This is a genomic window from Shewanella sp. DW31 (genome assembly GCF_015767295.1).
GTDB lineage: Bacteria > Pseudomonadota > Gammaproteobacteria > Enterobacterales > Shewanellaceae > Shewanella > Shewanella oncorhynchi.
The window spans coordinates 421,645-445,884 of sequence record NZ_JADWMP020000001.1 but is presented as its reverse complement, the minus strand read 5'-3'; the positions used below and the strand labels follow the sequence as shown (position 1 = coordinate 445,884).

General features: G+C 46.9%; 18 protein-coding genes. 12 read left to right on the top strand and 6 right to left on the bottom strand.

Going from position 1 to position 24,240, the window contains the following annotated elements; translation table 11 throughout:
- The first annotated feature begins 610 nt into the window (after positions 1-610).
- Both GWI56_RS01870 and GWI56_RS01865 read left to right on the top strand, forming a co-directional pair.
- On the top strand, positions 611-1,441 hold the full coding sequence (locus tag GWI56_RS01870; protein ID WP_198572032.1) for a MaoC/PaaZ C-terminal domain-containing protein: 831 nt from the start codon (positions 611-613) through the stop codon (positions 1,439-1,441).
- A 344-nt stretch (positions 1,442-1,785) separates the two neighbouring features.
- Positions 1,786-3,498 carry a formate--tetrahydrofolate ligase gene (locus GWI56_RS01865; RefSeq protein ID WP_198571970.1) on the top strand — a complete coding sequence of 571 codons (1,713 nt, stop codon included), beginning with the start codon at positions 1,786-1,788 and terminating at the stop codon, positions 3,496-3,498.
- Between the two features lie 72 nt (positions 3,499-3,570).
- On the opposite strand, the gene GWI56_RS01860 is transcribed toward GWI56_RS01865, so the two are convergent.
- Positions 3,571-5,229 carry a mechanosensitive ion channel family protein gene (locus tag GWI56_RS01860; protein WP_198571969.1) on the bottom strand — a complete coding sequence of 553 codons (1,659 nt, stop codon included), beginning with the start codon at positions 5,227-5,229 and terminating at the stop codon, positions 3,571-3,573.
- Positions 5,230-5,462: 233 nt separating this feature from the next.
- On the opposite strand from GWI56_RS01860, the gene GWI56_RS01855 reads away from it, so the two are divergent.
- Positions 5,463-5,792: a hypothetical protein gene (locus GWI56_RS01855; protein ID WP_168827347.1), complete on the top strand. Its 330-nt coding sequence runs from the start codon at positions 5,463-5,465 to the stop codon at positions 5,790-5,792.
- A 146-nt stretch (positions 5,793-5,938) separates the two neighbouring features.
- On the opposite strand, the gene GWI56_RS21785 is transcribed toward GWI56_RS01855, so the two are convergent.
- The gene (locus tag GWI56_RS21785) at positions 5,939-6,064 is read right to left on the bottom strand and encodes a hypothetical protein (RefSeq protein ID WP_105250299.1); all 126 of its coding nucleotides are present in this window, start codon (positions 6,062-6,064) and stop codon (positions 5,939-5,941) included.
- A gap of 288 nt (positions 6,065-6,352) precedes the next feature.
- Here GWI56_RS21785 and GWI56_RS01850 point away from each other — a divergent pair, with 288 nt between their 5' ends.
- From GWI56_RS01850 to rraB, 6 genes are all read left to right on the top strand, one after another.
- Positions 6,353-6,643 (top strand): ABC-type zinc uptake system zinc chaperone, encoded by a 291-nt coding sequence (locus GWI56_RS01850; RefSeq protein WP_198571968.1) that lies wholly within the window; start codon positions 6,353-6,355, stop codon positions 6,641-6,643.
- 81 nt (positions 6,644-6,724) lie between these two features.
- Entirely contained in the window at positions 6,725-7,909 is a 1,185-nt protein-coding gene (locus tag GWI56_RS01845; RefSeq protein WP_105250297.1) for a hypothetical protein, read from the top strand.
- On the top strand, positions 7,893-8,801 hold the full coding sequence (locus GWI56_RS01840) for a zinc ABC transporter substrate-binding protein (RefSeq protein WP_198571967.1): 909 nt from the start codon (positions 7,893-7,895) through the stop codon (positions 8,799-8,801). Before GWI56_RS01845 ends, GWI56_RS01840 begins: the two co-directional genes overlap by 17 nt.
- Before the next feature lie 4 nt (positions 8,802-8,805).
- A complete protein-coding gene (locus GWI56_RS01835) occupies positions 8,806-9,606 on the top strand; it encodes a metal ABC transporter permease (protein ID WP_173496258.1) in 801 nt (266 codons plus the stop codon).
- Between the two features lie 161 nt (positions 9,607-9,767).
- Positions 9,768-10,511, top strand: a complete 744-nt coding sequence (locus GWI56_RS01830; RefSeq protein WP_105250295.1) for a 1-acylglycerol-3-phosphate O-acyltransferase — start codon at positions 9,768-9,770, stop codon at positions 10,509-10,511.
- Between the two features lie 40 nt (positions 10,512-10,551).
- Positions 10,552-10,950: a ribonuclease E inhibitor RraB gene (rraB, locus tag GWI56_RS01825; RefSeq protein WP_198571966.1), complete on the top strand. Its 399-nt coding sequence runs from the start codon at positions 10,552-10,554 to the stop codon at positions 10,948-10,950.
- An 82-nt stretch (positions 10,951-11,032) separates the two neighbouring features.
- On the opposite strand, the gene GWI56_RS01820 is transcribed toward rraB, so the two are convergent.
- Positions 11,033-12,007 carry a sensor domain-containing diguanylate cyclase gene (locus GWI56_RS01820; protein ID WP_198571965.1) on the bottom strand — a complete coding sequence of 325 codons (975 nt, stop codon included), beginning with the start codon at positions 12,005-12,007 and terminating at the stop codon, positions 11,033-11,035.
- An 18-nt stretch (positions 12,008-12,025) separates the two neighbouring features.
- The gene (locus GWI56_RS01815) at positions 12,026-13,021 is read right to left on the bottom strand and encodes a response regulator (protein ID WP_028759518.1); all 996 of its coding nucleotides are present in this window, start codon (positions 13,019-13,021) and stop codon (positions 12,026-12,028) included.
- A gap of 561 nt (positions 13,022-13,582) precedes the next feature.
- Here GWI56_RS01815 and GWI56_RS01810 point away from each other — a divergent pair.
- Positions 13,583-14,389 carry a crotonase/enoyl-CoA hydratase family protein gene (locus GWI56_RS01810; RefSeq protein WP_198571964.1) on the top strand — a complete coding sequence of 269 codons (807 nt, stop codon included), beginning with the start codon at positions 13,583-13,585 and terminating at the stop codon, positions 14,387-14,389.
- 35 nt (positions 14,390-14,424) lie between these two features.
- Here the strand turns inward: GWI56_RS01810 and GWI56_RS01805 are convergent, their stop codons facing one another.
- On the bottom strand, positions 14,425-15,327 hold the full coding sequence (locus GWI56_RS01805; RefSeq protein WP_198571963.1) for a DUF3530 family protein: 903 nt from the start codon (positions 15,325-15,327) through the stop codon (positions 14,425-14,427).
- Between the two features lie 189 nt (positions 15,328-15,516).
- Positions 15,517-18,423, bottom strand: a complete 2,907-nt coding sequence (rapA, locus tag GWI56_RS01800; RefSeq protein ID WP_173247585.1) for an RNA polymerase-associated protein RapA — start codon at positions 18,421-18,423, stop codon at positions 15,517-15,519.
- A 406-nt stretch (positions 18,424-18,829) separates the two neighbouring features.
- Between rapA and GWI56_RS01795 the strand changes: the two genes are divergently transcribed.
- Both GWI56_RS01795 and GWI56_RS01790 read left to right on the top strand, forming a co-directional pair.
- Complete coding sequence (locus tag GWI56_RS01795) at positions 18,830-20,224, top strand: PhoH family protein (RefSeq protein ID WP_105250289.1); 1,395 nt, start codon at positions 18,830-18,832, stop codon at positions 20,222-20,224.
- 215 nt (positions 20,225-20,439) lie between these two features.
- A complete protein-coding gene (locus tag GWI56_RS01790) occupies positions 20,440-24,156 on the top strand; it encodes a response regulator (RefSeq protein ID WP_113939159.1) in 3,717 nt (1,238 codons plus the stop codon).
- Positions 24,157-24,240: the final 84 nt, after the last annotated feature.

Here is a 24,240-nt window from a genome sequence, read left to right as displayed (position 1 = left end):
ATTGATTTTATTGGTAGTAATTATTCCTACTAAACTTAGGGATACACAGAACTCAGTGCTCTGGGTTATAATCACGCCGTTTTCGCCAAACCTGACTCTATATACCCAAGCGACCTGAAGATACGAGTTTCAGAGCGCCTAGGGTGCTTCAATTCAAGGCGCATCAATGACAGAATGTCGGCCACCTTTTGAATTGATGCAACACGGAAGTGAAGTGCCCTAGGCGCTCCGTCCCGGCGGGTTTTAACGCACTTTATGCTGTGTTGGTTATTTTGAACTTAGTCCACTAGGTCCGCAAATAACCGCAATCGCCATGGATGGCGTGAATGCCATTTATGCAGGAGCAATAAAGGGCCTTGCCTAAAGTGCGTTAAATTCCCGCTGAATCCTGCATTTTCAGGTTGTTTGGGTATAGTTGTCCATTCGGAGAGTCAGCATCAGCCCTTATTAAGACGCAGCACTGCCTGTTTTACACTCGTTATCAGCTTGATTGATCAGACGTTACTCGTCTGTGCGGGGTAATTTATGGCAATGTATTTTTTGTGCCAAGGGATAGTTAATTAAAAGGTACTCAGACTTGAATAATGCATATTGTGTTGAATTGAACGCGATGCCGTCGCTGTTTTCTCTTTATCGCAAGATCTTCTTTGGCCGTAAGCCTGGTTGGGATCAACAGCCGTTGCCCCAAATCAAGGTGACCGCGCCGCATGTGATTGTGTCTGAAGCTAAAGTAAGCCAATATGCGCAGGTGTGTGGTTTTCAATTTGACGGTAAAGTTTTACCGCCAACCTATCTCTACGTGATGGCATTTCGCCTGCATGCGGTGATCTTTACCCACGATGGGATCACTTTCCCACTGCTTGGGATGATCCACCTTAAGAACCGCATTCAAGTGTATCGGCCTGTGACGGTGGACGAGACTTTCTCCCTCGAGTGCGCTTTGACCACGAGCCGCGAGACGGATTCTGGCTTAGAGTTTGAATTTGTGTCTAAGGCGTTTGTCGGTGAAGAACTCGTCTGGGAATCGTTATCCACCTATTTATATCGTATCGATGTTGCTGGGCGTCGCGTTCGCCCACCTAAAGCCATTGATATGGCATGGGAAACACCACAAAGCTGGAGTTTGAGTGAAGATTTAGGTCGTCGTTATGCTAAGGCATCTGGCGACTATAACTTGATCCATCTGCATCCCGTGCTTTCAAAGCGTTTTGGCTTTGATCGAGTGCTCGCCCATGGCATGTGGTCTAAGGCCCGTTGTTTAGCAGAGTTGATGCCAAGTATTGGCGATCGTCCATTCACTGTGGATGTGACCTTTAAGCTACCACTCTTGATGCCTGCCGATGTTGGATTTGGCTATGAGCAGAATGCTAATAATATGGTATTTGAATTACGTGACAGCAAAGGCCGTCGACCTCATTTAAGTGGCTATGTGCAGTTTTAAGCCGCACTCAATAATACATACAACCACGGCGCCTTCTGGCGCCGTTGTTGTTTATGGTTGTTGCTTTTGAGAAACAAAAATCAAGGTACGCTGTGACCCATAGATGCCTACCAGATACTGAACCATTGCTAATGACTGAGCTCGATCTCATTGGCGGCGACGGCGCTCTTGAGCCGCTCGAACGCAGGACAGATTATTTGATGCAGATTAAGGAATCGCTCATTAACCCTTTCGACGGCTATATATCTTAAAGCCAATCACCTAATATCCGCCCTATTCAATGAGTGTTGTTAGTTGAACTCTCATACTAAACCAGAGTGTATCTGAAAGGGAGAAACCGACGCATGCTGACAGATATGGATATTTCGAATCGCGCTAGCCTAAAAGACATTAATGAACTGGGCGCCGACTTAGGTCTATTACCCGAAGAGATGATGCAATTTGGTCACACTAAAGCCAAGGTCGAGCTCAGTGTGTTGCAGCGTTTAGCTGGGCAGCGCAAAGGCAAATTGATTATCGTCACCGCAGTTACGCCTACGCCACACGGCGAAGGTAAAACAGTGACGAGCATTGGCTTAACGCAATCGTTAAATGCCATAGGCAAAAAGGCCTGTGCCTGTATTCGCCAGCCCAGCATGGGGCCTGTATTTGGGGTGAAAGGTGGCGCTGCGGGTGGCGGTTATGCGCAAGTGGTGCCCATGCAGGAGATGAATTTGCATCTCACGGGTGATATTCATGCCGTGAGCAGTGCCCACAATTTAGGGGCTGCGGCGATTGCGGCGCGGCTATTTCATGAAGCGCGCTTAGGTAAGGCGGAATTTGAGGCGCAATCTGGGCAAGCGTTTTTAGATATCGATCCCAATGAGATCCGTTGGCACCGAGTGGTCGATCACAACGATCGCTGTCTTAGGCAAATCCAGGTGGGCTTAGGCGATAATAATGGCCCAGAGTACGCATCCAGTTTTGATATCACCGCCGCCTCTGAGTTAATGGCGATTTTAGCCTTAAGTCATAATTTGGCAGATATGCGGGCGCGGATCGGTCGTCTAGTGCTGGCGTTAAATACCCAAGGGCAAGTGATTACCGCCGAAGACTTAGGTGTCGCTGGTGCGATGACGGCCATCATGGCGGATGCGATAAAGCCGACGTTAATGCAGACTTTAAATGGTTCACCTTGCCTGATCCATGCGGGACCCTTTGCCAATATTGCCCACGGTAATTCATCCATTATTGCTGATGATATTGCCCTCAGACTGGCGGATTTTGTGGTGACTGAAGCTGGTTTTGGCTCAGATATGGGCTTTGAAAAGTTCTGTAATATCAAGGTGCGTCAATCGGGTCAGGTGCCCGCTGCCGCTGTGCTGGTCACTACTTTAAAAGCGCTGAAGGCCAATAGTGGTTTAGTGTCTGAGTCAGATATCAATCTACCAGATCAGGCTCGACTCGAAGCAGGCTTTGCAAATTTAAACTGGCATATCAATAATGTGGCTCGCTATGGTATTCCTGTGGTGGTTGCCATTAACCGTTTCGCCACTGACACTGATGCCGAGTTGCAATGGCTAACTGAAGCCGTCAACGCGAGCAGCGCCTTTGGCTGTGAGGTCAGCGATGCTTTTAGCCAAGGGGAGGCTGGCGCTGTCGCCTTAGCGCAGACTGTGGTTCGCGCCGCTGAAACCGAGAGTCAGTTCAAGCTGTTATATTCAGATGAAGCCTCATTGGAGGCTAAGTTATCCACTTTAGCCGAGGTGGGGTATGGCGCAGCGGGCGTTAGCCTTTCTATCGAGGCCAAACAACAGGCGCAGCAGCTGACCGTATTAAGTTATGGACATTTGCCCCTGTGTATGGCCAAAACGCCGTTATCAATTAGTCACGATCCTAGCTTAAAGGGCGTTCCTCAGGACTTTGAGATCCCAGTGCGTGGTTTAGTCTTGCATGCTGGTGCGGGGTTTATTACCGCCTTGGTGGGGAATGTGATGACTATGCCAGGACTTGGGCTGAAACCGGGTTACTTAAAAATTGATATTGATGCGCAAGGTGAGATAGTCGGCTTAGGCTAACACTGATGCAGAGATTTATAAAAATAAGGGCGAGCTCATTGCAACGCCCTTCTTCTCTCGTTTAACGCTGGTTTAAAGCGGTGATTTCGTGGTTTGATAGATATGCACATCACGCTGTGGGAAGGGAATACTGATCCCTTCGGCGTCAAAGCGCATTTTCACTTCGCGGGTAATGTCCCAATACACTTCCCAGTAATCTTCCGGTTTTGCCCAAGGGCGAACGATAAAGTCGACCGAAGATTCGCTCAATAGATGTAGTTTAATCGTCGGTTCTGGCAATGGTTGTACCTTAGGATGCGCTTCGACGATGGACTTGAGAATCGCTTCAGCCTGTTCGATGCTGTCGCTATAACTGATCCCAAAGGTCATATCGACTCGACGTTGATGCTCAGCTGTGATGTTGTTAATTGTGTCACCCCAAATCTTATTATTAGGAATAATAAGACGTTGGTTATCCATGGTTTTAATCGTGGTGGAGACAAGGCTCATGTGACTGACGCGTCCGGTGACGCCAGCGGCGTTGATCAAATCGCCCACATCATAGGGACGGTAAATTAAGATCATCATGCCTGAGGCGAAATTCGACAGGGTATCTTGCAGGGCAAAACCAATAATAACACCCGCGATACCAAAGCCTGCGAGCAAGGGACCAAGTTCGATCCCAAGCTGTGAAAGGGCGATTAACAGCCCGATAGTAAAGACGGCTTTACCTGATAGCGAGGTGAAGAAGTCTTGTAATAACTTACTTAAATTCAACTTAGAATTGCTAACGGTATTTTTCACTATCTGTTTGGCTAACTTGCCGGCGAGACCCGCAATAAACAAGATCAAACAGAAAACAAATAACTTAAACACGACGGTTGGGCCGTGATTAATCGCTTGTTCTTGTGCCGTATTTAGCCACTGCTCAACGAGACTTGATGCCACATCAAAGTTCAACACATCTTGAGTGATATCACCTGAAACACTAAAGAGTGTCTTTTTCAGCGCGGCTGTATCATGGCCTAAGGCGTCGAGTAGGCTGATGTCGATATTTAAGCTCTGACTATTTTGTGCTAAGCGTTCCTTTAGCATCATTACGTGGCTGGTTTGCGCCGAAGTGACATCTTTACCTGCATTGGTTGCGGTATCGATTGCTGCTTGTAGTTGTTGCTGGGTATAAGTCACTAAACTTTCTAGCGTATCGGCACGAGCTACTAAAATTTGCATCAGTGATTTTTGTGCTTCGCTAATATCTTGGCCAACTTGTTCGAGCCAAGTGAGCGTCTCGAGTTGTTGCTTGTAATAGGTGTCTTTTTCTAATTCGCGCTTTGATATTTCCAGCAGAGTCGCATCATCTGTGCTCGAACCTAATTGCTGTTCTAATTTACTAATGTTGTCATCGATATAAGCATCAATTTGTTGGATGTAGTTAAGTTGTCCTTGGATTAATGGTTGCAGAAAAGCTTTGTCGATTGGCGTTGCTTCGAGCAGATCTTTAATCTTATTACGTAACTGTAAGGTTTTGTTTTGAATTCGATATTCAACAATTGTCTTCAATTCGCCTTTGGCATTTTTTAGTTTACGTATATCCGTATCGATAGCCTGTTGCAGCATTACCAGTTCTGTCTTGAGCGTTACAGGAGTGCTGGATGGGCTTTCGGTTGCAGCGACAGGTTCAGTTTGCGCTTGGGATGAAAGGCTGAGTAGTGGTATTAGCAGGGCAAACACGAGAGCGAGGTAGCGGTGCATAGGAGTGATCTTAAGTAGAAATATGTCTGAGTATGATAGATGTTGCCGGATCTACTGTAAAATATCTGCGAGTGAAATAGCCCTTGGAATTAAACTTTTTGGGAAGGGTTGATTTGAGCTTAACCTTGAGTGCGGTGCTTTATCTGCTTTTTCCGACATTTTGGGTATTTACAGGCCGAACTCTAGTCGGTATCTGGTAAACTTGCGCATCGTTATTTAGGAATCGTGTTTTCATGTTGTGTTCCCATTGTAATCAGTACATCAAGGTCAGTGACATTAGCCAGCAAAGAGGCAAAGGTTTCGACGCTCAAGTGCGTTGCCCCCATTGTTCGGCTTGGTTAGGCCGCAGCCCAACATTGGCTAAACTCAAGTTATTAGGATTTTATTTGAGTGTGTTTACGGCGGGATACAGTTACTTTGATGCCTCTGTGCGGTATTTTGCGATCCCTATAATGATTTTTTCGTTGATGTTGTTGTTTGTGAGCCATTTTATGGATCAAGTCATCACCATTGAAGCGCCCGAGCAAGTCGATGATAGCGATCAAAGACAGAAGTATCGTTAAGCTAATAAGTGGATTCGTTATGGATAGGAAAATCAGCGGTACAATTTTCCAGAGACGAACATAATTTGAGCGCCTTTAGCAGGCGCTCAAAATGCAACTAAGAGGGTTTAAGGGGCGAACTTCAGCCGCGCTTAATGAGTTTTTGTTTACTGCACGACTTGTTCTTGGCTCGTTAAGGAGTGCTCAACGTAATAAATACCACCAAATATCACCGCGCTGAAGATGACTATCCCTAAGATAAGCCCTAAGTTTTCACGAAAAAATGCTAGCATAATAGTTGCCTTTAGGTGGATAAAACGGAGCCATATCGAGCTTGATTTCGTCATTGTGCTCGCAGACATAAAAACTAAATACACTATAGTTACACTCACTTAAGCTAATCTTAAATGCGTTTTTTTACCTGAGTCCTGGCAAGATCCTACCGCTATTGAAACAAGAAGTTATTGGTAAGACTGGGTACCTCAAATATCTTGTAACCTTTTGCAAAGCGATTACCTTATTGCAACTTGCTATGGCACTGACATAGACTTATGCAACTTTTTAACTATGGGGACGACTGAGTGAGACTTAAAAGTCACATTAGACGCACAATTTCGATATGGCTTGCTGCCGTACTGATATTGCTGTCTCTTGCTGCCTCAGCCCATAGTGTGACCCATCTTGATGATGGCGCTAAGACTCACTGTACCCTGTGCTTCCATCAACACCAACTCAACAAGATTTTATTGACCCATCCGCTGACGCTGAATTTAGCTATACAGCATTTCGATGTGGTCGAATTTATTTTTCCTTCCTCTATTTTTGAACACGTCAGTGTTTATCGCAGTCGTGCGCCTCCCTTCGCTCTCTAAATCAACTTAAAATTTTAACTTATTGTATTTCTTGATGACTTTATATCAGTCGTCGAGTGCTAGTTGTATTTTGGAGATATCATGACTGTTTTAAATACCCGAATTTCTTTGGTGGCTTTGGCGTGTGCGCTCGTTTCGCCTAGCTTATTTGCAGAAGACTCGAGCTTGACCAACCCTAATATCAGTGGTGTGCTAAATGGATATTATCAGACGGGAGAGCGCCCATTAGCCGAGAGTCCAGATGGCTTTGGTTTAGGTGAAACTGAACTGGCGATGAGTGCCAATATCGATGATATGTTTTACGGTAAAATCACCGCAGTAGTTGAAATGCATGACGGTGAGACTGAACTGAATCTGGAAGAAGCCTTTATTCAAACCATGGCGATGCCAGCGGGTTTTTCTATCCGTGGTGGCCGTTTCTTATCGGACATTGGTTACCTCAATAACCAACATTTACATACTGATTCCTTCACCGACCGTCCTGTGGTTTACCGTGCATTCTTAGGGGGACATTATTTTGATGACGGTATACGTTTTAACTACGTAGCGCCGACGGACTTGTATTGGACCATGGGCGTTGAAGCCTTTAAAGGCGATAGTTTACGTGCTGCCGATGAGCATGGTGAGCGTGAGTTTAAGAAGGTCGGTGTTTATACCTTGTACTCAAAAATAGGTGGCGACATAGGCGATAATAGCTCATGGCAAGCGGGGTTGAGTTACTTGCGCAACGAAAATGGCCAAGTGACTGCCCATGAAGAAGGGGAACATGAAGATGAGCATGCTCATGGTGATGAGCACGAAGGTCATAGCCATGCCGCATCTTACACAGGTAAAAATACCTATGGTGCTGATTTTGTGTATAAGTGGGCGCCTAACGGTAACTACAAATATCAAAATCTCACAGTGAGCGGTGAGTACTACCGCGTGAGCGATTTTACACCTATCGATTTACATCCTGAGGATGCACCGAGCCAAGATTACCACCAAGGTTGGTATCTGAGCAGTGTGTATCAATTCACGCCGAGCTGGTCAGCGGGTGTGCGTTATGGTGAAGCTGATACGCAAGAGCTCCATGGCGATCATTTTCATGGGCAAAAGTTGAAGGAATCTGAGGTGAGTTTGGCTTGGCATTCTAGCCACTTCTCGACGGTTCGTTTCCAGTATACCAATCAAAAGGGTACTAATTTCGATGGAATAGAAGACGATAACATCTTCACTATTCAATACATTATGTCTCTGGGGGCTCACGGTGCGCATCAATTCTAATTTAGCTAAATTGGCCGCTGTGGCCTTATCTGTCACTTATACTGGTTTGGCCCATGCCGAGCTGAATGTGTTTGCCTGTGAACCTGAATACGCTGCATTGACCAAGGAGCTTGCTCCAACGGCTAGCATCTATTCGGCAACGACGGCATTACAAGACCCTCACCAAGTGCAGGCGCGTCCGAGTTTGATCGCTAAAATGCGTCAGGCGGATCTTGTGGTGTGCGCAGGTGCCGATCTTGAAGTGGGTTGGTTGCCTATGCTGCAGATGAAGTCGGCAAACGCAAAAGTGCGCTCGACCGAGCAAGGCTTATTTTTCGCTGCCGATCAAATCGAGACCTTAGATAAACTGGCCACTGTCGATCGCAGCATGGGTGATGTGCATGCTCAAGGCAATCCACATATTCATTTTGACCCGACGCGACTGTTAAAAGTCGCCACGGCATTGAGTGCTAAGCTGGTTCAGTTAGATCCTGCTAGCGCGGCCGATTATCAACAGTCACTGGCAGATTTTACCACTCGCTGGCAAGCTGCTGTCCCACGTTGGGAAGTGCAAGCTAAGGGATTACAAGGTAAAAAAGTGATCGCTTACCACTCTAGCTTTAGATACTTATTCAACTGGATTGGTATCGAGCAAGTGGCAGATTTAGAGCCAAAACCGGGTTTAGCCCCCACTAGCGGCCACTTAGCGAGTCTGCTGACGCGCGCCGAGCAGGGGGATATTCTGGCCGTAGTTGTGGCCTCTTATCAGGATGAGCGCGGTGCAAAATGGCTGGGTGAAAAAGCGAACTTGCCCGTGGTAATGCTGCCTATGTCTGTGGGGGGGAATGATAAGAGCCAAGATTTATTTAGCCTGTATGACAGCGTGATTTCCCTCTTAAATGGAGTGAAATAAACCTATGTTTGATCTTGAGCTGATGTCGATTCTGTTACCTGCATTGGCTGCGGGGATCTTGGTGTTGTCGACGCATATTGTACTTGGGAGACAAGTGCTTAAGCGTGGCATCATTTTTATTGATTTAGCGATAGCGCAAGTTGCCGCTTTAGGCGCGATTGTCGCTCACATGGACCACAGATTAGAAGATATGCCGTTTGCTAATGTGTGGATGCCAGCGCTGTTTGCCCTTGCGGGTGCAGGGTTTATCGCTTGGTTAGCTAAGCGTATGGCGGGTGAGTTGGAGGCTATGATTGGCTGCTTTTACGTCTTGTCTGCGGTGGCCGCAATGCTGTTGCTGGCAAACGACCCACATGGCGCCGAGTTGTTAAAGCAATTGATGTCAGGTCAGATCCTGTGGGTAAGTTGGTCACAACTGATTTTGCCGGCCGTAGTGTATTCACTGGTGTTATTAGCGATATTCCTACGCCCCCAGATGTTGGACGGGGCAGGATTTTATCTGCTATTTGCGCTAGTGATTACCTTATCGGTGGAATTAGTAGGCGTTTATCTGGTGTTCAGTACCCTGATATTGCCAGCTTTAGCGTTGAACAAGTACCGTGGTAAAGGTCGGCTATTTTACGCTTACCTCGTCGGTTTACTGGGCTATGTTTTGGGCTTAGTTCTATCGGCGACCTTAGACCTCCCTAGTGGTGCGGCAATTGTCGCGACTTTGGCCGTGAGTGCCTTAGTGATCCGCTTTGTGTTAAGTAAAGTCTCGCCTCAGGCAACTGAGTCTGAAATCCTACCCAAGCACCACGCTTAGTTCGATATTAATCTTAAAGCCCATCGATACACTGGAGGTTCAGTATATCGATGGGCTTTTTTGCTTGCTTGTTAGCAAGTCAGCTTACAGATGTAAACAATATATTGAGTCCCAAAGCCATGGTGGCTATACTGTCGCCATTTTTACAGTCGGAGTAAATCGTGCTTTTAATCGTCAGATCAATGTTGTTGGCGGTATCTTTGTTGCTTGCCTTTATTTTTGGTGGCTTAGTGTGTTTATTAAGGCCTCGCCATCGCGACAATGTACATATGTTCGCCAAGATCTTCTCATCGGTTGCGCCAATCCTTGGGATTAAAGTGATTGTTCGCCGGCACGAAGATGTGCAGGACGGCCCGTATATTTTCTTAGCAAATCATCAGAATAACTTTGATCTCTTTACTCACACGACAGCAGTTCCTAAAGGTACAGTGAGTTTAGGCAAGAAGAGTTTGGCGTGGATGCCGCTATTCGGTCAAATCTATTGGTTGTCAGGTAATATTCTTATCGACCGTAAAAACCGTCACAGTGCCTTTGATACTATGGCTAAAACGGTTGAAAAAATTAAGCAGAAGAATCTATCCGTATGGATTTTTCCTGAAGGTACACGTTCGCGTGGGCGTGGTCTGTTACCTTTTAAAGCGGGAGCTTTCCATACTGCAATCGCGGCGGGAGTTCCAGTGGTGCCAGTGGTTGCTTCGTGTCAGAGCCATATTAAGTTAAATCGCTGGAATAACGGTGTCGTCATCATCGATATGATGGCACCTGTGCCGACCGCAGGTTTAGATAAAGCCGATGTGAAAAACTTCTCTGCGCAAATTCATGCCAGCATGTCGGCGAGATTTGCTGAGATAAATCAAGAAGCGGCAGCACTTATGGGTAAAACTCTCGCGAGTGATGACGTATAATGCCAATTTGAGCCAGATTTACCTTAACGGAGACAAATCCATGTCTATTGAAAGTCAGTTAAAAGCCCAACTTGCAGAGAATCGTGACATAGTGCAAGCCCTGCTTGACGATGGCTCAGAGCCTGATGCGGAATATGTTATTGAGCATCACTTTTCATCGACCAATTTTGACCGTCTTGAAAAAGCGGCTGTGGATGCCTTCAAATTAGGTTTTGAGGTAAACGACGCTGAAGAAATGGAACTAGAAGATGGTTCAATTATTTTCTGTTTCGATGCTGTCGCGCACCACAAACTAGAAGTTGAATTACTGGATAAAGCCGCAGAACAACTGCTGCAATTAGCGGTAAAACAGAAAGTGGAATATGACGGTTGGGGCACCTATTTCGTCGGCGATGAAATGGATGACGAAGAAGATGAAGACGATGGTTTCCCTCATTAATTCGTTGGCGGATCTCTAGTTTAATCTTCACTTGTTTTAAATAAAAATGCCCATCATTGATGGGCATTTTTATTGGGTATACTTAGGATTTATTTGTTTTACTCGTATGTAAAACACTGCAGTTACGACCTTTTTGTTTCGCTTCGTACAGGGCTTTATCGGAGCAGGAGATCCAGCTAGAACTGCTGGTAATATGGGAGCCAATTTCACATACGCCTAAACTTACCGTCACAGTAATCTTAAGGCTTTCATACACTATGACGGATGCGGCGATTTTCTCCCTGAGTCGCTCGGTAAAGTTCATCGCATCTGCGCCGCTGGTTTTAGGCAATACAACCGCAAATTCTTCGCCGCCATAACGTCCTGCACAGTCGGTATCACGTAAGGATTGGCTGAGTAAGTGCGCAATATGCTGAATGACTTTATCACCCGCCACATGACCATAGCTGTCGTTGATATGTTTAAAGTTATCGATATCTATCATGACTAAACTTGCTATACCTGAGTAGCGGGCATACAAGTCGTACTCGTGGTCTAAGCACTCTTGCCAATGACGACGATTATGCAACTGAGTTAGACCATCGGTTTGGCTAAGGCGTTCGAGTTGCTCGTTGGCAGCTTTAAGTTGCAATTTGTTGATGGCGATATCTGTCACGTCATAAATAATCACACTGATATGGGTCACTTGTCCCGTGAGCGATGCCAGCGGCAGCAGGGTCACGTTCTGGTACATATAGTCTGCACGGCCTGTTATCGGGCGATAGTTTTTAAATTGGAAAACGTACGGACGTTGTTCCCAGCTGATAAAAGCACGGTTTTTAAGCATGAAAACCGATTCCATTTTCTGCTTTAACCAAGTGGCAGGCAGATCGGGGAAGCGGGTAAACAGGTTTTGACCTTTGATCGAATTAGGGGAAACACCGCTGTGATTCTCCATAAAACCGTTCCACAGCTGGATATTGTAATGGCGATCTAATACCACTAATCCCACCTCTATGGTTTGTACCATATCGATGAGCCAGTGTAGTTCGTTCATTGCGCTTTGGTCATTTGACATAGGATAAAATCCAACTGGTTAATCGAGTAAATAGCCGAGTTTATAGCTAAGTGTGGGGATAGAATCCTCGGTGAAGAGCAGTAGCAAATCGCATTGAATATTATGATCTTCAATCCGATAGTTGATCTCCATTGCCAAAGTTCGGTGCCATTTCTCTGAATTATCATGGATCAGATCGTTAACCGTGCAGTGCCGTCCCAGCACGACAGGGTGAGCCTGACTAAATTTCATGTCGAGCTGTTCAGAAATGCCGTTAAGGAAAGCGCCTATCAGCACGTTTCCAGTATCGATCAGGACTTCTATCTCAGTATTTTTGTCTTCTGGATTAGCTAATCCCATCAGCTTGGCCATGTCTTTAAAGCTGGAATCATGGAACAAGAGCAGAGCTTCTCCCGCAATACCCGCCCCGATAAAACCTTGGCAGAGCGCGGATACCGTTGAGCTTTCTTCCGTGGCTTTGAGTGCCATGGTTAACTCACTGACTTCAAGCACGTTCACATTAGGGATAGGTAGTAATACGAATACATCGAGTAACTTAGCTAACAGATCAGCGGCGCGTCCCATGGCAACGTTGGCTATTTCTTGGCAAGCGTCGCGCATGTCGACTTTGATCATCGGGACTTCATCGGTGAGATCTTTCTGCGTCAGCGTTAAGATGCCGTAATCTTGTAAAATGTTGCTGATAGCATCGGCGCTCACCGGTTTTTGAATAAAATCTAACGCACCCAAGGCTTTAACCCGCTCGTGAGCTTTGATTTGAATATCGCCGGATACCACAATAATCAGCGCGGGTAAGTCCTGTTGCTGCACGGTTTGCAGTACTTCATAACCGTCCATGACAGGCATGTTGAGATCGAGAAACACCACTTCGCCTTTTCCAGCGCGGATGGCATCAAGGCCTTCGGCACCATTGGTCGCATAAGTTATTTCCACATCCCACTCTTTGGGGAGTGTGCGGGCCATTTGCTTACGTGCCATGGCGGAATCGTCACAGATGAGTACAGATATTGACATGCTGACTAGTGATCCTTATTTGCCCATTTATTGAAGATAACACTTATTTTTTAGGTCTGACTGACGAATTGCGTTCTTCGGGCAAGTCTGATTAATATCTTTTATATGTAACTTATAGATATCATTGATAAATTTATATTTTCTGATGGCATTAAAATTTGAATCATTGTTGAATCAAATCATGCTGAATCTTAAATCGAACTGGCTAATGTTAGTAAATAACAAGGATATAGTGACTAAAAAAGGACTATAGAATCCATATATTGCAGCCCAATCGTCCTTCGCTGCAGGTAGCATTGCGATACTGGTGTCGATTTTTAGCAGTTAAATAGCTAGCGGTTAAATACGCTTAATTATTGAGCTTGCTAAGGCTATCTAATCGAAAAATACATTAGGATTACTGCACGTAGTGATGACAGCCTAACATAAGTTGCCTTCAATCCATGATGGAATTGGCAATATTTTGACTTAAGTCAAAAAACAGGCTTATGTTATATCTTTTAGTGAATTATGCCAAACGTGTTAACATTTATTCTGGACTGACCAGTAACGGAATATTTCATGAGTGGCCAAAGTGTACAAGTTAAAATCGATGATGGCATCGCCTACGTGTTGCTTAATCGTCCTGAAAAAATGAATGCTATTAACTATTTAATGTTTAGTGAGCTTGACTGCGCGATTAAAAGTATTAAATCCAATCGTGCGGTGCGAGCCGTGATCCTCTCGGGAGCGGGTGGGCATTTTAGCTCTGGGCTCGATGTCAAAAGCGTCATGTCGGCACCTATGCAGGCAGTTAAGTTACTGTTTAAGGGCTTACCAGGGAATGCGAATTTGGCACAGCGGGTGTCACTAGGTTGGCAAACCTTGCCTGTGCCAGTGATTGCCGTGCTTGAGGGCTGTTGCTATGGCGGCGGTATGCAGATCGCTTTAGGCGCAGATGTGCGTATTGCTAGCCACGACAGTAAGTTATCTATCATGGAAGCGAAATGGGGACTCGTGCCAGATATGGCGGGGTTAGTCGCATTAAGGCAAATTATGCCTAAGGATCAAGCCATGTTACTTAGCCTGACGGCAAAAGTGCTTGAGAGTCATGAAGCGCTGGCCTTAGGACTCGTGACACAAGTGAGTGAGACGCCCATGGAAGCCGCTGAGCAATTGGCGCGGCAACTGATGCAAACCTCACCGGATGCGGCAGCGGCCATCAAACTTAGCATTAATCGCAGTTGGACTGCTTCTATCCGTAGTCTACTGTGCCGCGAGTCTATTAGTCAGATTCGGTTATTGTTAGGCAAAAATAGCAAGATAGCGGCGACGCGTCAGCTGAAAGATCCGCAGAAACCCTATCTGGATCGCCAATCGGGTTGGTAATGCTATTTTGTCTGAATTAGCTTGAATCGCCGTTTTTACTGCGCGCCGCTCATTCGGGCAGAAAAGCCTTTAATCGCATTTAAGCAATTCTGCCATGCGCTCTCGTTATCTAAATTGAGCGCTAGGGTAGTTTGGCGATAGTTAGGGCTTTCTAAGGTCACCGCGAGTTTTTTGCGATTGTCGGCCGTCTCCAATGAGGCTGGGTGACCGTCTGGCGATTGAATATCTAAAATGGGCAGCGTGAGTTTTGCCAGTTGCTCCGCGAGTGCTTGATTACGCTGTTCGTCTTCTCGATAGGGATTGATGACGATCAGCACATCAGGATCGGCAATCTTCTTCTGGCTTAATAGGTTAATTAATAATCCTGCACTTTGGTCTGCGGTGATCAAAATACGTTTTCCCGCATAATCAGCACCGATGGCATCTAACTGCGACATGCTTTTGACGAGAAAATCTTCCTGCTCTTGCTGGTGCTTGCTGTTATCTTCGGGCTTGATTTTAGGGCTTGGTTTGTTGGACGGTGAGCTTAATTGCGCGGCGCCAGGCGAGGTCACTTCAGTGGCGGCAGTAGCAAAGTTAGCTGCGGGCATTTCACTTGGCGGAGTTAAACTTAAGCTGGCCCAACCAGCAGGATTGATATTGCGGCGTACAAATGCCATCAATCCAGGCGCGTCTGCGGTACCATTTGTGGCAGGCAGGATTATCGCCGCACCAAGTTTCTTTTTACCTTCCCATGGTCGCACTAACAAATCGTAGGGCTGATTATCAATCGTGATTTGTTTAATTTCATTTGTGGGTAGATAGCTGTTATTCGACTTTTTGGCACTGATTTCGGCTGGCGCAGATGTTGGCGGAGTTGTTGTCGTGTCTGCCGCGTAAGTAGCGATGGTTGTGATGCCGAGAATGAGGCAAAAGAGGAGTGAAAGAATGCGCGGCATAGAATTGATAACCACCTGTGTAGTCTCATAAATTCATCAGTGTTTGAGTATAACCTGAACAATTACCAAAAAGTGAATTTTCCTCGCCAAAGAATTGCACTTGTCATTTAGTATAAAAAGCCACAGGGCATAAAAAAGCCCAACGCTGAGGCTGGGCTAATTGATTGAAACCTGCAGTTCCGCTTAGGTTTATACGTGGCTGACGAGCACCATACGGATCGCATCGAGTTGTAACTGGCTGGCATCCAGATAAGTGTTTAACTCTTGCATCTGATTACGCAGGTATTCCAATTCTTCCTCACGGATATTTGGGTTCACAGCCTTGAGTGACTCTAAACGATCAAGCTCTGCGCTCAGTTGCTGAGTCATTTTCTCTCTGGCTTGGGCGACCATTTCATCGACAACCACTTGAGCATATTCTTCACCCTTAGCAAATAACGGATGCAAAATAGGCTGAGATGCGGTGACTAATTTGCCGCCAATGTGACGATTCACCGCGCTTAATTGCTTATCGAAACTGGCGTAATCCACTTTAGCCGATAGATCGTTACCGTTTTTATCCAGCAACACGCGAATGGGTGTAGGCGGTAAATAACGGTACAACTGGCTCGACTTAGGTGCTGAGGCATCGGCCATGTAGATGAGTTCTAAGAATAAGGTACCTGCTGGCAGGGCTTTATTCTTTAGAATTGCGACGCTGGTGGTGCCAGTTTCAGAACCTGTGATCAGATCTAGCCCCGTTTGCACCAGCGGATGCTCTTGGGTGATCAGCGCAATATCATCGCGTGATAACGCTGTGTCACGATCAAAGGTCACTGTTACGCCATCTTCTGGCAAGCCAGGATAAGTTGGGAACATCATGTGCTCACTCGGGCGCAGAATAATCGAGTTTTCACCCTTATCTTCTTGATCAACACCGATAATATCCCACAGACGGATCACTGAGCCGATTAAATGAGTATCACCGTCACTTTGGGCAAGGCGGTTGACGATTGCCTGTGCCTTATCGCCGCCGTGTGAGTTGATTTCCAGCAGCTTGTCGCGGCCTTGCTCCATGGCGTGCTTGAGTTCTTTATAACGGCTCTGGGTGTGATTGAGCAGGTTTGTCAGCTCGTCGCTGTCGTCACCCACAAGCACGTTTAGCAGATCTTCGGCAAATTCACTGTAAAGCACATGGCCACTCGGGCAAGTGAGTTCAAAGGCATTTAGCCCTTGGTGATACCACTGCATCAAACGTTCTTGGGCGGTATCTTCAAGGTATGGCAAGTGAATTTGGATATCATTTTTCTGGCCGATACGGTCTAAACGACCGATTCGCTGTTCCAATAGATCGGGGTTTAGCGGCAGATCGAACAGCACTAAGTGGCTGGCAAACTGGAAGTTACGGCCTTCAGAGCCAATTTCAGAACAGATCAGCGCCTGTGCGCCGCCTTCCTCTTGGGCAAAGTAAGCGCCGGCTTTATCGCGCTCGATAATCGACATGCCTTCGTGGAATACCGTTGCTTGAATCCCTTCGCGGGTACGCAGGGCTTCTTCTAAGCTCAGGGCGGTTTCTGCTTGGCTGGCGATGATCAGCACTTTTTTGCTGCGGTGGGATTTTAAGAACTCAATTAACCAATCCACACGGGGATCGAACTTCCACCAACTGGCGCTGTTATCTTCAAATTCTTGATACAGTTTTTCAGGGCTCAGGGCTTGCGCCGCTTTCGCCTCTAATGACTTGTGTCCGCCCATCATACCGCTGACGCGTGCGGCAGTTTGATATTGATCTGGCATGGCATGGGGATAAGCGTTAAAGAAACGCTTTGGAAAGCCTTTTACCGAGGCGCGGCTGTTTCGGTATAACACGCGGCCAGTACCGTGACGGTCAAGTAATTCTTGCAGTAATTCGCTGCGGGCGGCCTGTTGTACTTCGGCATCAATATCGTCGGCTTGGATTAAACGAATACTTGGGCTGATATCTTTCTCGCCCAGTAATTCGGTCAAGCTGTTGATGGCGGCATCGGGTAATTTAGCGTTACCAGCCAAGGCTTCGGCGGCAATGGCGACGTCTTTATAACTGTCTTCTTCAGCTAAGAAAGCATCGTAATCGTAGAAACGATCCGGATCGAGCAGACGCAAACGGGCGAAGTGACTTTCATGGCCGAGTTGATCCGGCGTTGCGGTTAACAGCAAAACACCTGGGATGACTTCGCTCAATGCTTCAACCACTTGATAGGCGCGGCTTGGCGCTTCTTCGGTCCATTCTAAGTGGTGCGCTTCGTCAACGACTAACAGATCCCAATCGGCATCTAGGGCTTGATCAAGACGTTTTTTCTTACGCAGTAATTCGAGTGAACAAATCACTAACTGTTCTGTGTAGAAAGGATTGTCATGATCGGCATAGGCTTCTACACAACGGTCTTCATCGAATACCGAAAAGCGCAGATTAAAGCGGCGCAGCATTTCCACTAACCACTGATGGCGCAGAGTATCAGGCACGATAATCAGAATGCGTTCGGCGCGGCCGGTCAGCAGTTGTTGGTGAATAATCAGACCTGCTTCAATGGTTTTACCTAAACCCACTTCATCGGCTAACAGTACACGCGGTGCATAGCGACGGCCGACTTCATGGGCAATCCACATTTGATGCGGAATAAGTCCAACACGTGGACCTTGCAGACCCAGCAAATCCGATGAGGCCAGTTTGTGGCGCAACATTTGGCATTGATAACGCACACCAAAACGGTCGAGGCGATCGATTTGACCAGCAAATAAACGGTCTTGGGGTTTGTTGAAACGAATATTGTGGTTCAGCAGGGTTTCACGCAGTGTAGCTTGCTCGCCTGTCTCACTGTGAATGCCGTGATATATCACTATCCCGTCTTTCTCGGTTAATTCACTGACCGCAAGGCTCCAGCCTTCATGGCTTTCAACCGAATCGCCGGGATTGTATATAACGCGTGTCAGAGGGGCTTCTGCTCGGGAGAACATGCGGTTCTCACCCGTGGCAGGGAATAATACAGTGACCATACGGCCTTCTACTTGAACCACAGTTCCTAAACCAAGCTCTGACTCGGTATCACTTATCCAACGTTGACCTAAGGCGAACGGCATCTTAAATTCTCATTTCTAGGCGGACTCTAACAAAGGGCGCGTATGTTATACCAATACTCGTGATATTTAAATCGCCCTCTCACCCGTTAGAGCCTAATTCCCAGAGTGCTAGATTACAAATTGTACAAGCGACAAAATTGTCGTGGCAGTACATGAAAGTGTCACGCTAATGTCACATCCGCGGTTATACACTGCTTCGAGTCTGTAAGGTAAACAATGGTTGCTGTATTGTTATCTTGTGAGTTTGGTGCCAATATCAACTTAAGGTTTAAGTGCGAGTAAAGTGCTATCAACTTGAACCTTATGATCATTCTTTGCCATATGCTTAGCCAGTAATAGGAGCCGTGTAACTTTTATTGAGACTCAAAAGTGTGTTTAAACTTTAATGAAGCACTCTGGAGGCGCCATGGAACAAGACGACAGAAAGTTGTTTGTACTGGATACCAATGTGTTACTACATGAACCTTTGGCGATCTATTCGTTTAAAGAGCACGATGTGGTCATTCCGATGACAGTGCTAGAAGAGTTGGACCAGATTAAAGATCGAAAGAGTGATGTGAGTCGTGATGCTAGGGTTGCTATCAGGGCATTGGAAGATACCCTAGGCGGTGAAACTACCCCTGAGCAGATTATCAATGGCGTCCCTTTACCCAGCCGAGAGGGTCATGCCGATGCCGTCGGTTCGCTCTCAATTTTCCCTGATCACCTTGTCGATTTTACCTTAGGCGCACTGCCTGGAGATGGAAACGACAATCGCATTATCAATACCGCGCTACATCTACAAAACCTACATCATCCCCGTACCGTTGTCTTAGTCACCAAAGATATCAATATGCGCCTTAAAGCCAAAGGTGCGGGTATTCAATTGGTTGAGGATTATCGAACTGACCAGTTGATCGATGATATCCGCTTCCTCAGTAAAGGCTTTTACCAGTTTGAAGGTAATTTTTGGGAGCACTTGAACAAGGTCTCCACCGAGCGCCACGGTAGACATACAGTGCATGAAGTACCGCTCAAAGACCTCGAAAATGATAATTTCTATATTAACCAATATCTTATCGACACAGAGTCTGATTTTTGCGGTCGTGTTATCGAACGCACAGACACCCATTTACATATTTTAGATTTAGGCCGTGAGCGGGTGAAAAACCTCGAGGCATGGGGTGTTAAACCTAAAAACGTCTATCAAGGCATGGCACTGCAGGCGCTGCTCGATCCCGATATCGATCTGGTGATCTTAACCGGCCCTGCGGGTTGTGGTAAAACCTTGCTGGCCATGGCTGCGGCGTTGGAACTGGTGGTCGAGCGTAATCGCTACGACAAAGTGATTGTCACCCGTAACACCCCTGAAATCGCCGAATCTATCGGCTTCTTGCCCGGCACGGAAGAGGAGAAGATGATGCCGTGGCTGGCCGCCATTACTGATACGCTCGAAGTACTGCATAAGAATGATGTGAATCCCACGGGCAGCATGAATTACATCATGGAGAAGGCTAACATTCAGTTTAAGTCGATAAACTTTATGCGCGGGCGGTCGATCCAAAATTCCATCGTGCTACTGGATGAATGCCAAAACCTCACGGCCTCGCAGATCAAAACTATGATCACCCGTATGGGCGAAGGCACAAAACTGATTTGTTGCGGTAACTTAGCGCAAATCGACTCTAACTACTTAACTGCTGTTACCTCTGGTTTAACCTATATTGTCGAACGTTTTAAGGACTTTGAAGGCAGTGCCAACGTGTATCTGAATGGCGTGGTGCGTTCACGCTTAGCGGAATACGCTGAAGAGCATCTGTAAAGCAGGTCAGTTTAATTTAGGGTAATGACTAAGGCCTCAGATATGGAGGCCTTAATTTTATGGAGTAGTAGATTTTTAATCGACTTATCAGTGGTATGAGTAGGCTTTATCTGACAATTATTTTATGTGATTGGCAGTTCCTTCCTGCTACTATATGGAGCTCATAGTTTTTGCCGCCGTAGGCTGAAATTAAGCGCTGCAATCAAGGGTAGTGGATGAAATCGAGTGAGCCGGATCTCCAACTAAAATCGCCGATCCAGAAGAACTACAACCGTGCCGTTTTTTATACGTACATCGGCGTTATCGTCATGTCTTTGTTGACCGCATGGATGTTTTTCGACCGCCAAAAAGCACAGCAGATGGAGCAGCGTGAAGAGCAGGTTCAGCGCCATGTATTGCAAATCGATCTGCTACTTGAGTCGAGCATTAGAGCGGTAAAAAGCTTACGCAACGTTGCTGTGGATCATTTACGTTTGGGCGAACTCGTGCGTAAAGAACGCTTACCCCAATACGGTAAATTCAACGAAAGCGGCCAGTATTTTACCTTAGAACCTAGCTACGCCCAGAGCGGTGAGCCTTTTACCAACATGGGTAGGATTACTGGTGCGGGTTCCCTCGACGGCCGCGACGACAAGTTCTATCAAGAGCTTGAGATGTTGTTTGAGCTTTCATTGTCATTCCCCGTCGCCAAAGAAGCCGCCCCGAAAGCCTCGGCGATTTATTACCTGTCGAAGCGTAGGATCATGTCCTACTTCCCTTGGTCGAATGACGATCAACGTTTTAGGGACGAATTACTCAACAAGAAACAGTTTCAATACGCCACCCCAGCAATGAACCCGCAGCGCAGTGTATTTTGGAGTGAAGCCTATGTTGACTCCACCGGCAAAGGCTTATTGACCACTTTAGGCGTGCCCGTTTATTTGGATGATGAGTTCATTGGCTCAATCAACTTAGACATGACGCTTGCCTCGTTAGCGCGGCAAATTCGGGTTTACTTTAAGATGCCGGGCACAGTGATTTTGCTCGACCAACAGAACAATATTTTATCCCACAGCGATTTTGATAGCTCAGATATCAATCGGGTCTATCACATCAGCCAACGTATTCCCTCTGAGCTGCATTCTTTACCTGAGTCGGAATTGTTTGATGCCCACGACGGCATCATCCGTAACGGCTATTACATTCACTCGGTTGCACTGCATAACGCGCCTTGGCGTTTACTGTATTTGCAGGATGAAGACGACCTATTCCAAGACTCGTGGGAAAAACTGCAGCTGACGTTTATTTTAGTGGTTATCGCCCTGTCGGTGTTGGTGACCATAGTGCATTGGCAGACGCGTCGATCTTTTGTGAGTCCAGCCTCGCGACTACTGTCGCACCTTGAGGGCTGCTCCCAAGAGCCGCGTAAGCCACCGGAGAAAATCACCCGCGGCTGGGAACCTTGGTTCTTGCTGGTGAGTCGAATTTTTGAGGAAAACAAACAATATACCCACCATCTGGCTGAGCAGAATAAGCGGCTCGATAAGCTAGTGGCGCGGCGTACTGAACGCTTAAAAGACACCACAGAGCGGCGTGAGCGCGAATATGCGCTACTGCGATCCCTGCTTGACTCGATTCCCGAAGCGATTGTCTTTAAAGATAAAGAAGGCAACTATTTAGGTTGTAACAAGGCGGCTGAACGCATGCTGGGTTACACAGAGAGCGAGATGATAGGTTTATCATCTGAGGATCTGACCTCGCCTGAAATGGGCATACGTATCCGCGCCGAAGACGAACAAGTCTTAAAAGATCGCACGCCGCTGCGCTACCAAGAAAAGGTCGAGCTTGCGGGCAAACCTGTGTTGCTCGATACCCTTAAGCTGCCTTTCTACAATCGCCGCGGCGAACTGCAGGGATTGATTGCCGTGTGGCGTGATGTGACGCGGGAATACGAATCCGCCGAACAATTACGCCTGTCCGAAGAGCGTTATCACTTAGCTATGGATGCGGTGGAAGATGGCCTGTGGGACTGGTATTTAGACTCTGAACAGATCATTTGTAACCCAGCCTATTATTCTATGTTGGGTTATAAAACCAATGAATTCCCAGCTTTAGTATCGACGATTGATGAATTATCCCACCCCGACGATCGTATTCGCGTCGAGGAATACCGTGCTCAGTATCTTGCTGATCCCGTCGGTGCTTTCGAAATTGAATTCCGTATGTTAGGTAAAAATGGCGGCTATCACTGGGTGTTATCCCGTGGTCGTGTGGTGGAGTTCACCGCCGAAGGTCAGCCTAAGCGTATGCTGGGTACCCATAAGGATATTACCCGCCATAAGAGTAACGAAGTGGCGTTGCTTGAAGCCAAGCAAGACGCCGAACTCGCTAACCTCTACAAGAGTGAATTCTTGGCCAACATGAGCCATGAGATCCGCACGCCGATGAACGCCATTATCGGTATGTTGCAGTTGGCACAGCGCACCTCGTTAACTGCGCAGCAGAAAGATTACCTCGAAAAAGCTGGTTTCTCGGCACAATCGCTGCTGAGGATCATCAACGATATTCTCGACTTCTCTAAAATTGAGGCGGGTAAGTTGGAGCTTGAGCGGGTGCCATTCCCGCTGGATAAAGTGCTCGATCACGCTCTGGATCTTAATGCGCTCAAGGCACAGGAACAAGGCGTCGAGTTACTCTTATATGCCCCAGTGACGGCGGGACTCATTCTTAAGGGCGATCCGCTACGTTTAGGCCAAGTGCTGATTAACCTGTTATCGAATGCGGTGAAATTTACCCAATCTGGTGAGATTGAGCTCGGCTGTGAAGATGTCGGCGAGCGGGATCATCGGATTACCTTGAAGTTCTGGGTGCGCGATACGGGGATCGGCATAGGTAAAGATCAACAGGATAAGTTGTTTGATGCCTTCGCCCAAGCCGACGGTTCGACCACCCGTAAATACGGCGGCACTGGCTTAGGTTTGTCGATCAGTAAGCATCTGGTGTCTATGATGGGCGGCAAGATGCAAGTGCAGAGTGAGCTAGGGGTCGGTAGTACCTTTAGCTTCACCATCAGTTTTGAAATTGCCGAAGCCGCTAAGATTGAGCCTTTGGTCGTGCCGGAAAAACTCAATAGTCTACGCACCTTAGTCGTTGACGATAACCCGACGGCACTGCAAATTTATTCGACCTTGATGCGAGATTTCCACTTCGACGTCGATACTGCCGCCAGCGGCGCCGAAGCGCTTTACAAACTGTCGCGGGCACCAATCGATCTGTTATTGCTCGACTGGATGATGCCAGAAATGGACGGTAGCGATGTGGTCAGCGCCATAGATACTATGGTCGCCGAAGGCCGTTTAGCGAAACGACCAGTGATTATCATGATGACGGCCTATGCAGCAGAGCCCTTACAGCATGAAGTCGATAGTGCCAATGTGTTTGCTGTACTGCAAAAACCGTTTAAGGCATCGAGTCTGTTCGATGAGATCATTGCCGCCTTTGCCGATGAACCGAGATTGAATGTGGTTCAGCCTATGGTTGAAGTTCAAGTTGAGGAAGGGGAGCACACAGGTTTAGTGCTGCTGGTGGAGGATAACTTTATCAACCAGCAAGTGGCCACCGAACTCCTTAAGAGCGCTGGCTACGAAGTGGTGCTGGCCGACAACGGTCAAGTAGCGCTGGATACTATCGACTCGCGGCCGTTTGATGCTGTGTTGATGGATATTCAAATGCCAGTGATGGACGGGTTAACGGCCGCAAGGGCATTGCGTGAGCGTTTTAGTGCCGATGAACTGCCTATCATTGCCATGACAGCCCATGCAATGTCGGGCGACAGGGAAAAGAGTTTAGCGGCGGGGATGAATGCCCACATCACTAAACCCATAGTGCTCAACGAATTATTTGAAACATTAAATCACTGGATCAAACACAAGAACCAGCATCAGAATCGTTAATTTATTTGCTCGGGGCCAGTGATGGCCTCGCATTATTTACTTTAAATCAATCGCTTGAGATAAGCAGTCATCAAAGATGCTTAT

Coding starts and splice junctions, on each gene's coding strand:
- GWI56_RS01870 (WP_198572032.1), top strand. CDS start 611: ATGCCGTCGCTGTTTTCTCTTTATCGCAAGATCTTCTTTGGCCGTAAG.
- rraB (WP_198571966.1), top strand. CDS start 10,552: ATGTCTATTGAAAGTCAGTTAAAAGCCCAACTTGCAGAGAATCGTGAC.
- rapA (WP_173247585.1), bottom strand. CDS start 18,423: ATGCCGTTCGCCTTAGGTCAACGTTGGATAAGTGATACCGAGTCAGAG.
- GWI56_RS01855 (WP_168827347.1), top strand. CDS start 5,463: ATGTTGTGTTCCCATTGTAATCAGTACATCAAGGTCAGTGACATTAGC.
- GWI56_RS01810 (WP_198571964.1), top strand. CDS start 13,583: ATGAGTGGCCAAAGTGTACAAGTTAAAATCGATGATGGCATCGCCTAC.
- GWI56_RS01860 (WP_198571969.1), bottom strand. CDS start 5,229: ATGCACCGCTACCTCGCTCTCGTGTTTGCCCTGCTAATACCACTACTC.
- GWI56_RS01835 (WP_173496258.1), top strand. CDS start 8,806: ATGTTTGATCTTGAGCTGATGTCGATTCTGTTACCTGCATTGGCTGCG.
- GWI56_RS21785 (WP_105250299.1), bottom strand. CDS start 6,064: ATGCTAGCATTTTTTCGTGAAAACTTAGGGCTTATCTTAGGGATAGTC.
- GWI56_RS01845 (WP_105250297.1), top strand. CDS start 6,725: ATGACTGTTTTAAATACCCGAATTTCTTTGGTGGCTTTGGCGTGTGCG.
- GWI56_RS01865 (WP_198571970.1), top strand. CDS start 1,786: ATGCTGACAGATATGGATATTTCGAATCGCGCTAGCCTAAAAGACATT.
- GWI56_RS01820 (WP_198571965.1), bottom strand. CDS start 12,007: ATGTCAAATGACCAAAGCGCAATGAACGAACTACACTGGCTCATCGAT.
- GWI56_RS01805 (WP_198571963.1), bottom strand. CDS start 15,327: ATGCCGCGCATTCTTTCACTCCTCTTTTGCCTCATTCTCGGCATCACA.
- GWI56_RS01815 (WP_028759518.1), bottom strand. CDS start 13,021: ATGTCAATATCTGTACTCATCTGTGACGATTCCGCCATGGCACGTAAG.
- GWI56_RS01795 (WP_105250289.1), top strand. CDS start 18,830: ATGGAACAAGACGACAGAAAGTTGTTTGTACTGGATACCAATGTGTTA.
- GWI56_RS01790 (WP_113939159.1), top strand. CDS start 20,440: ATGAAATCGAGTGAGCCGGATCTCCAACTAAAATCGCCGATCCAGAAG.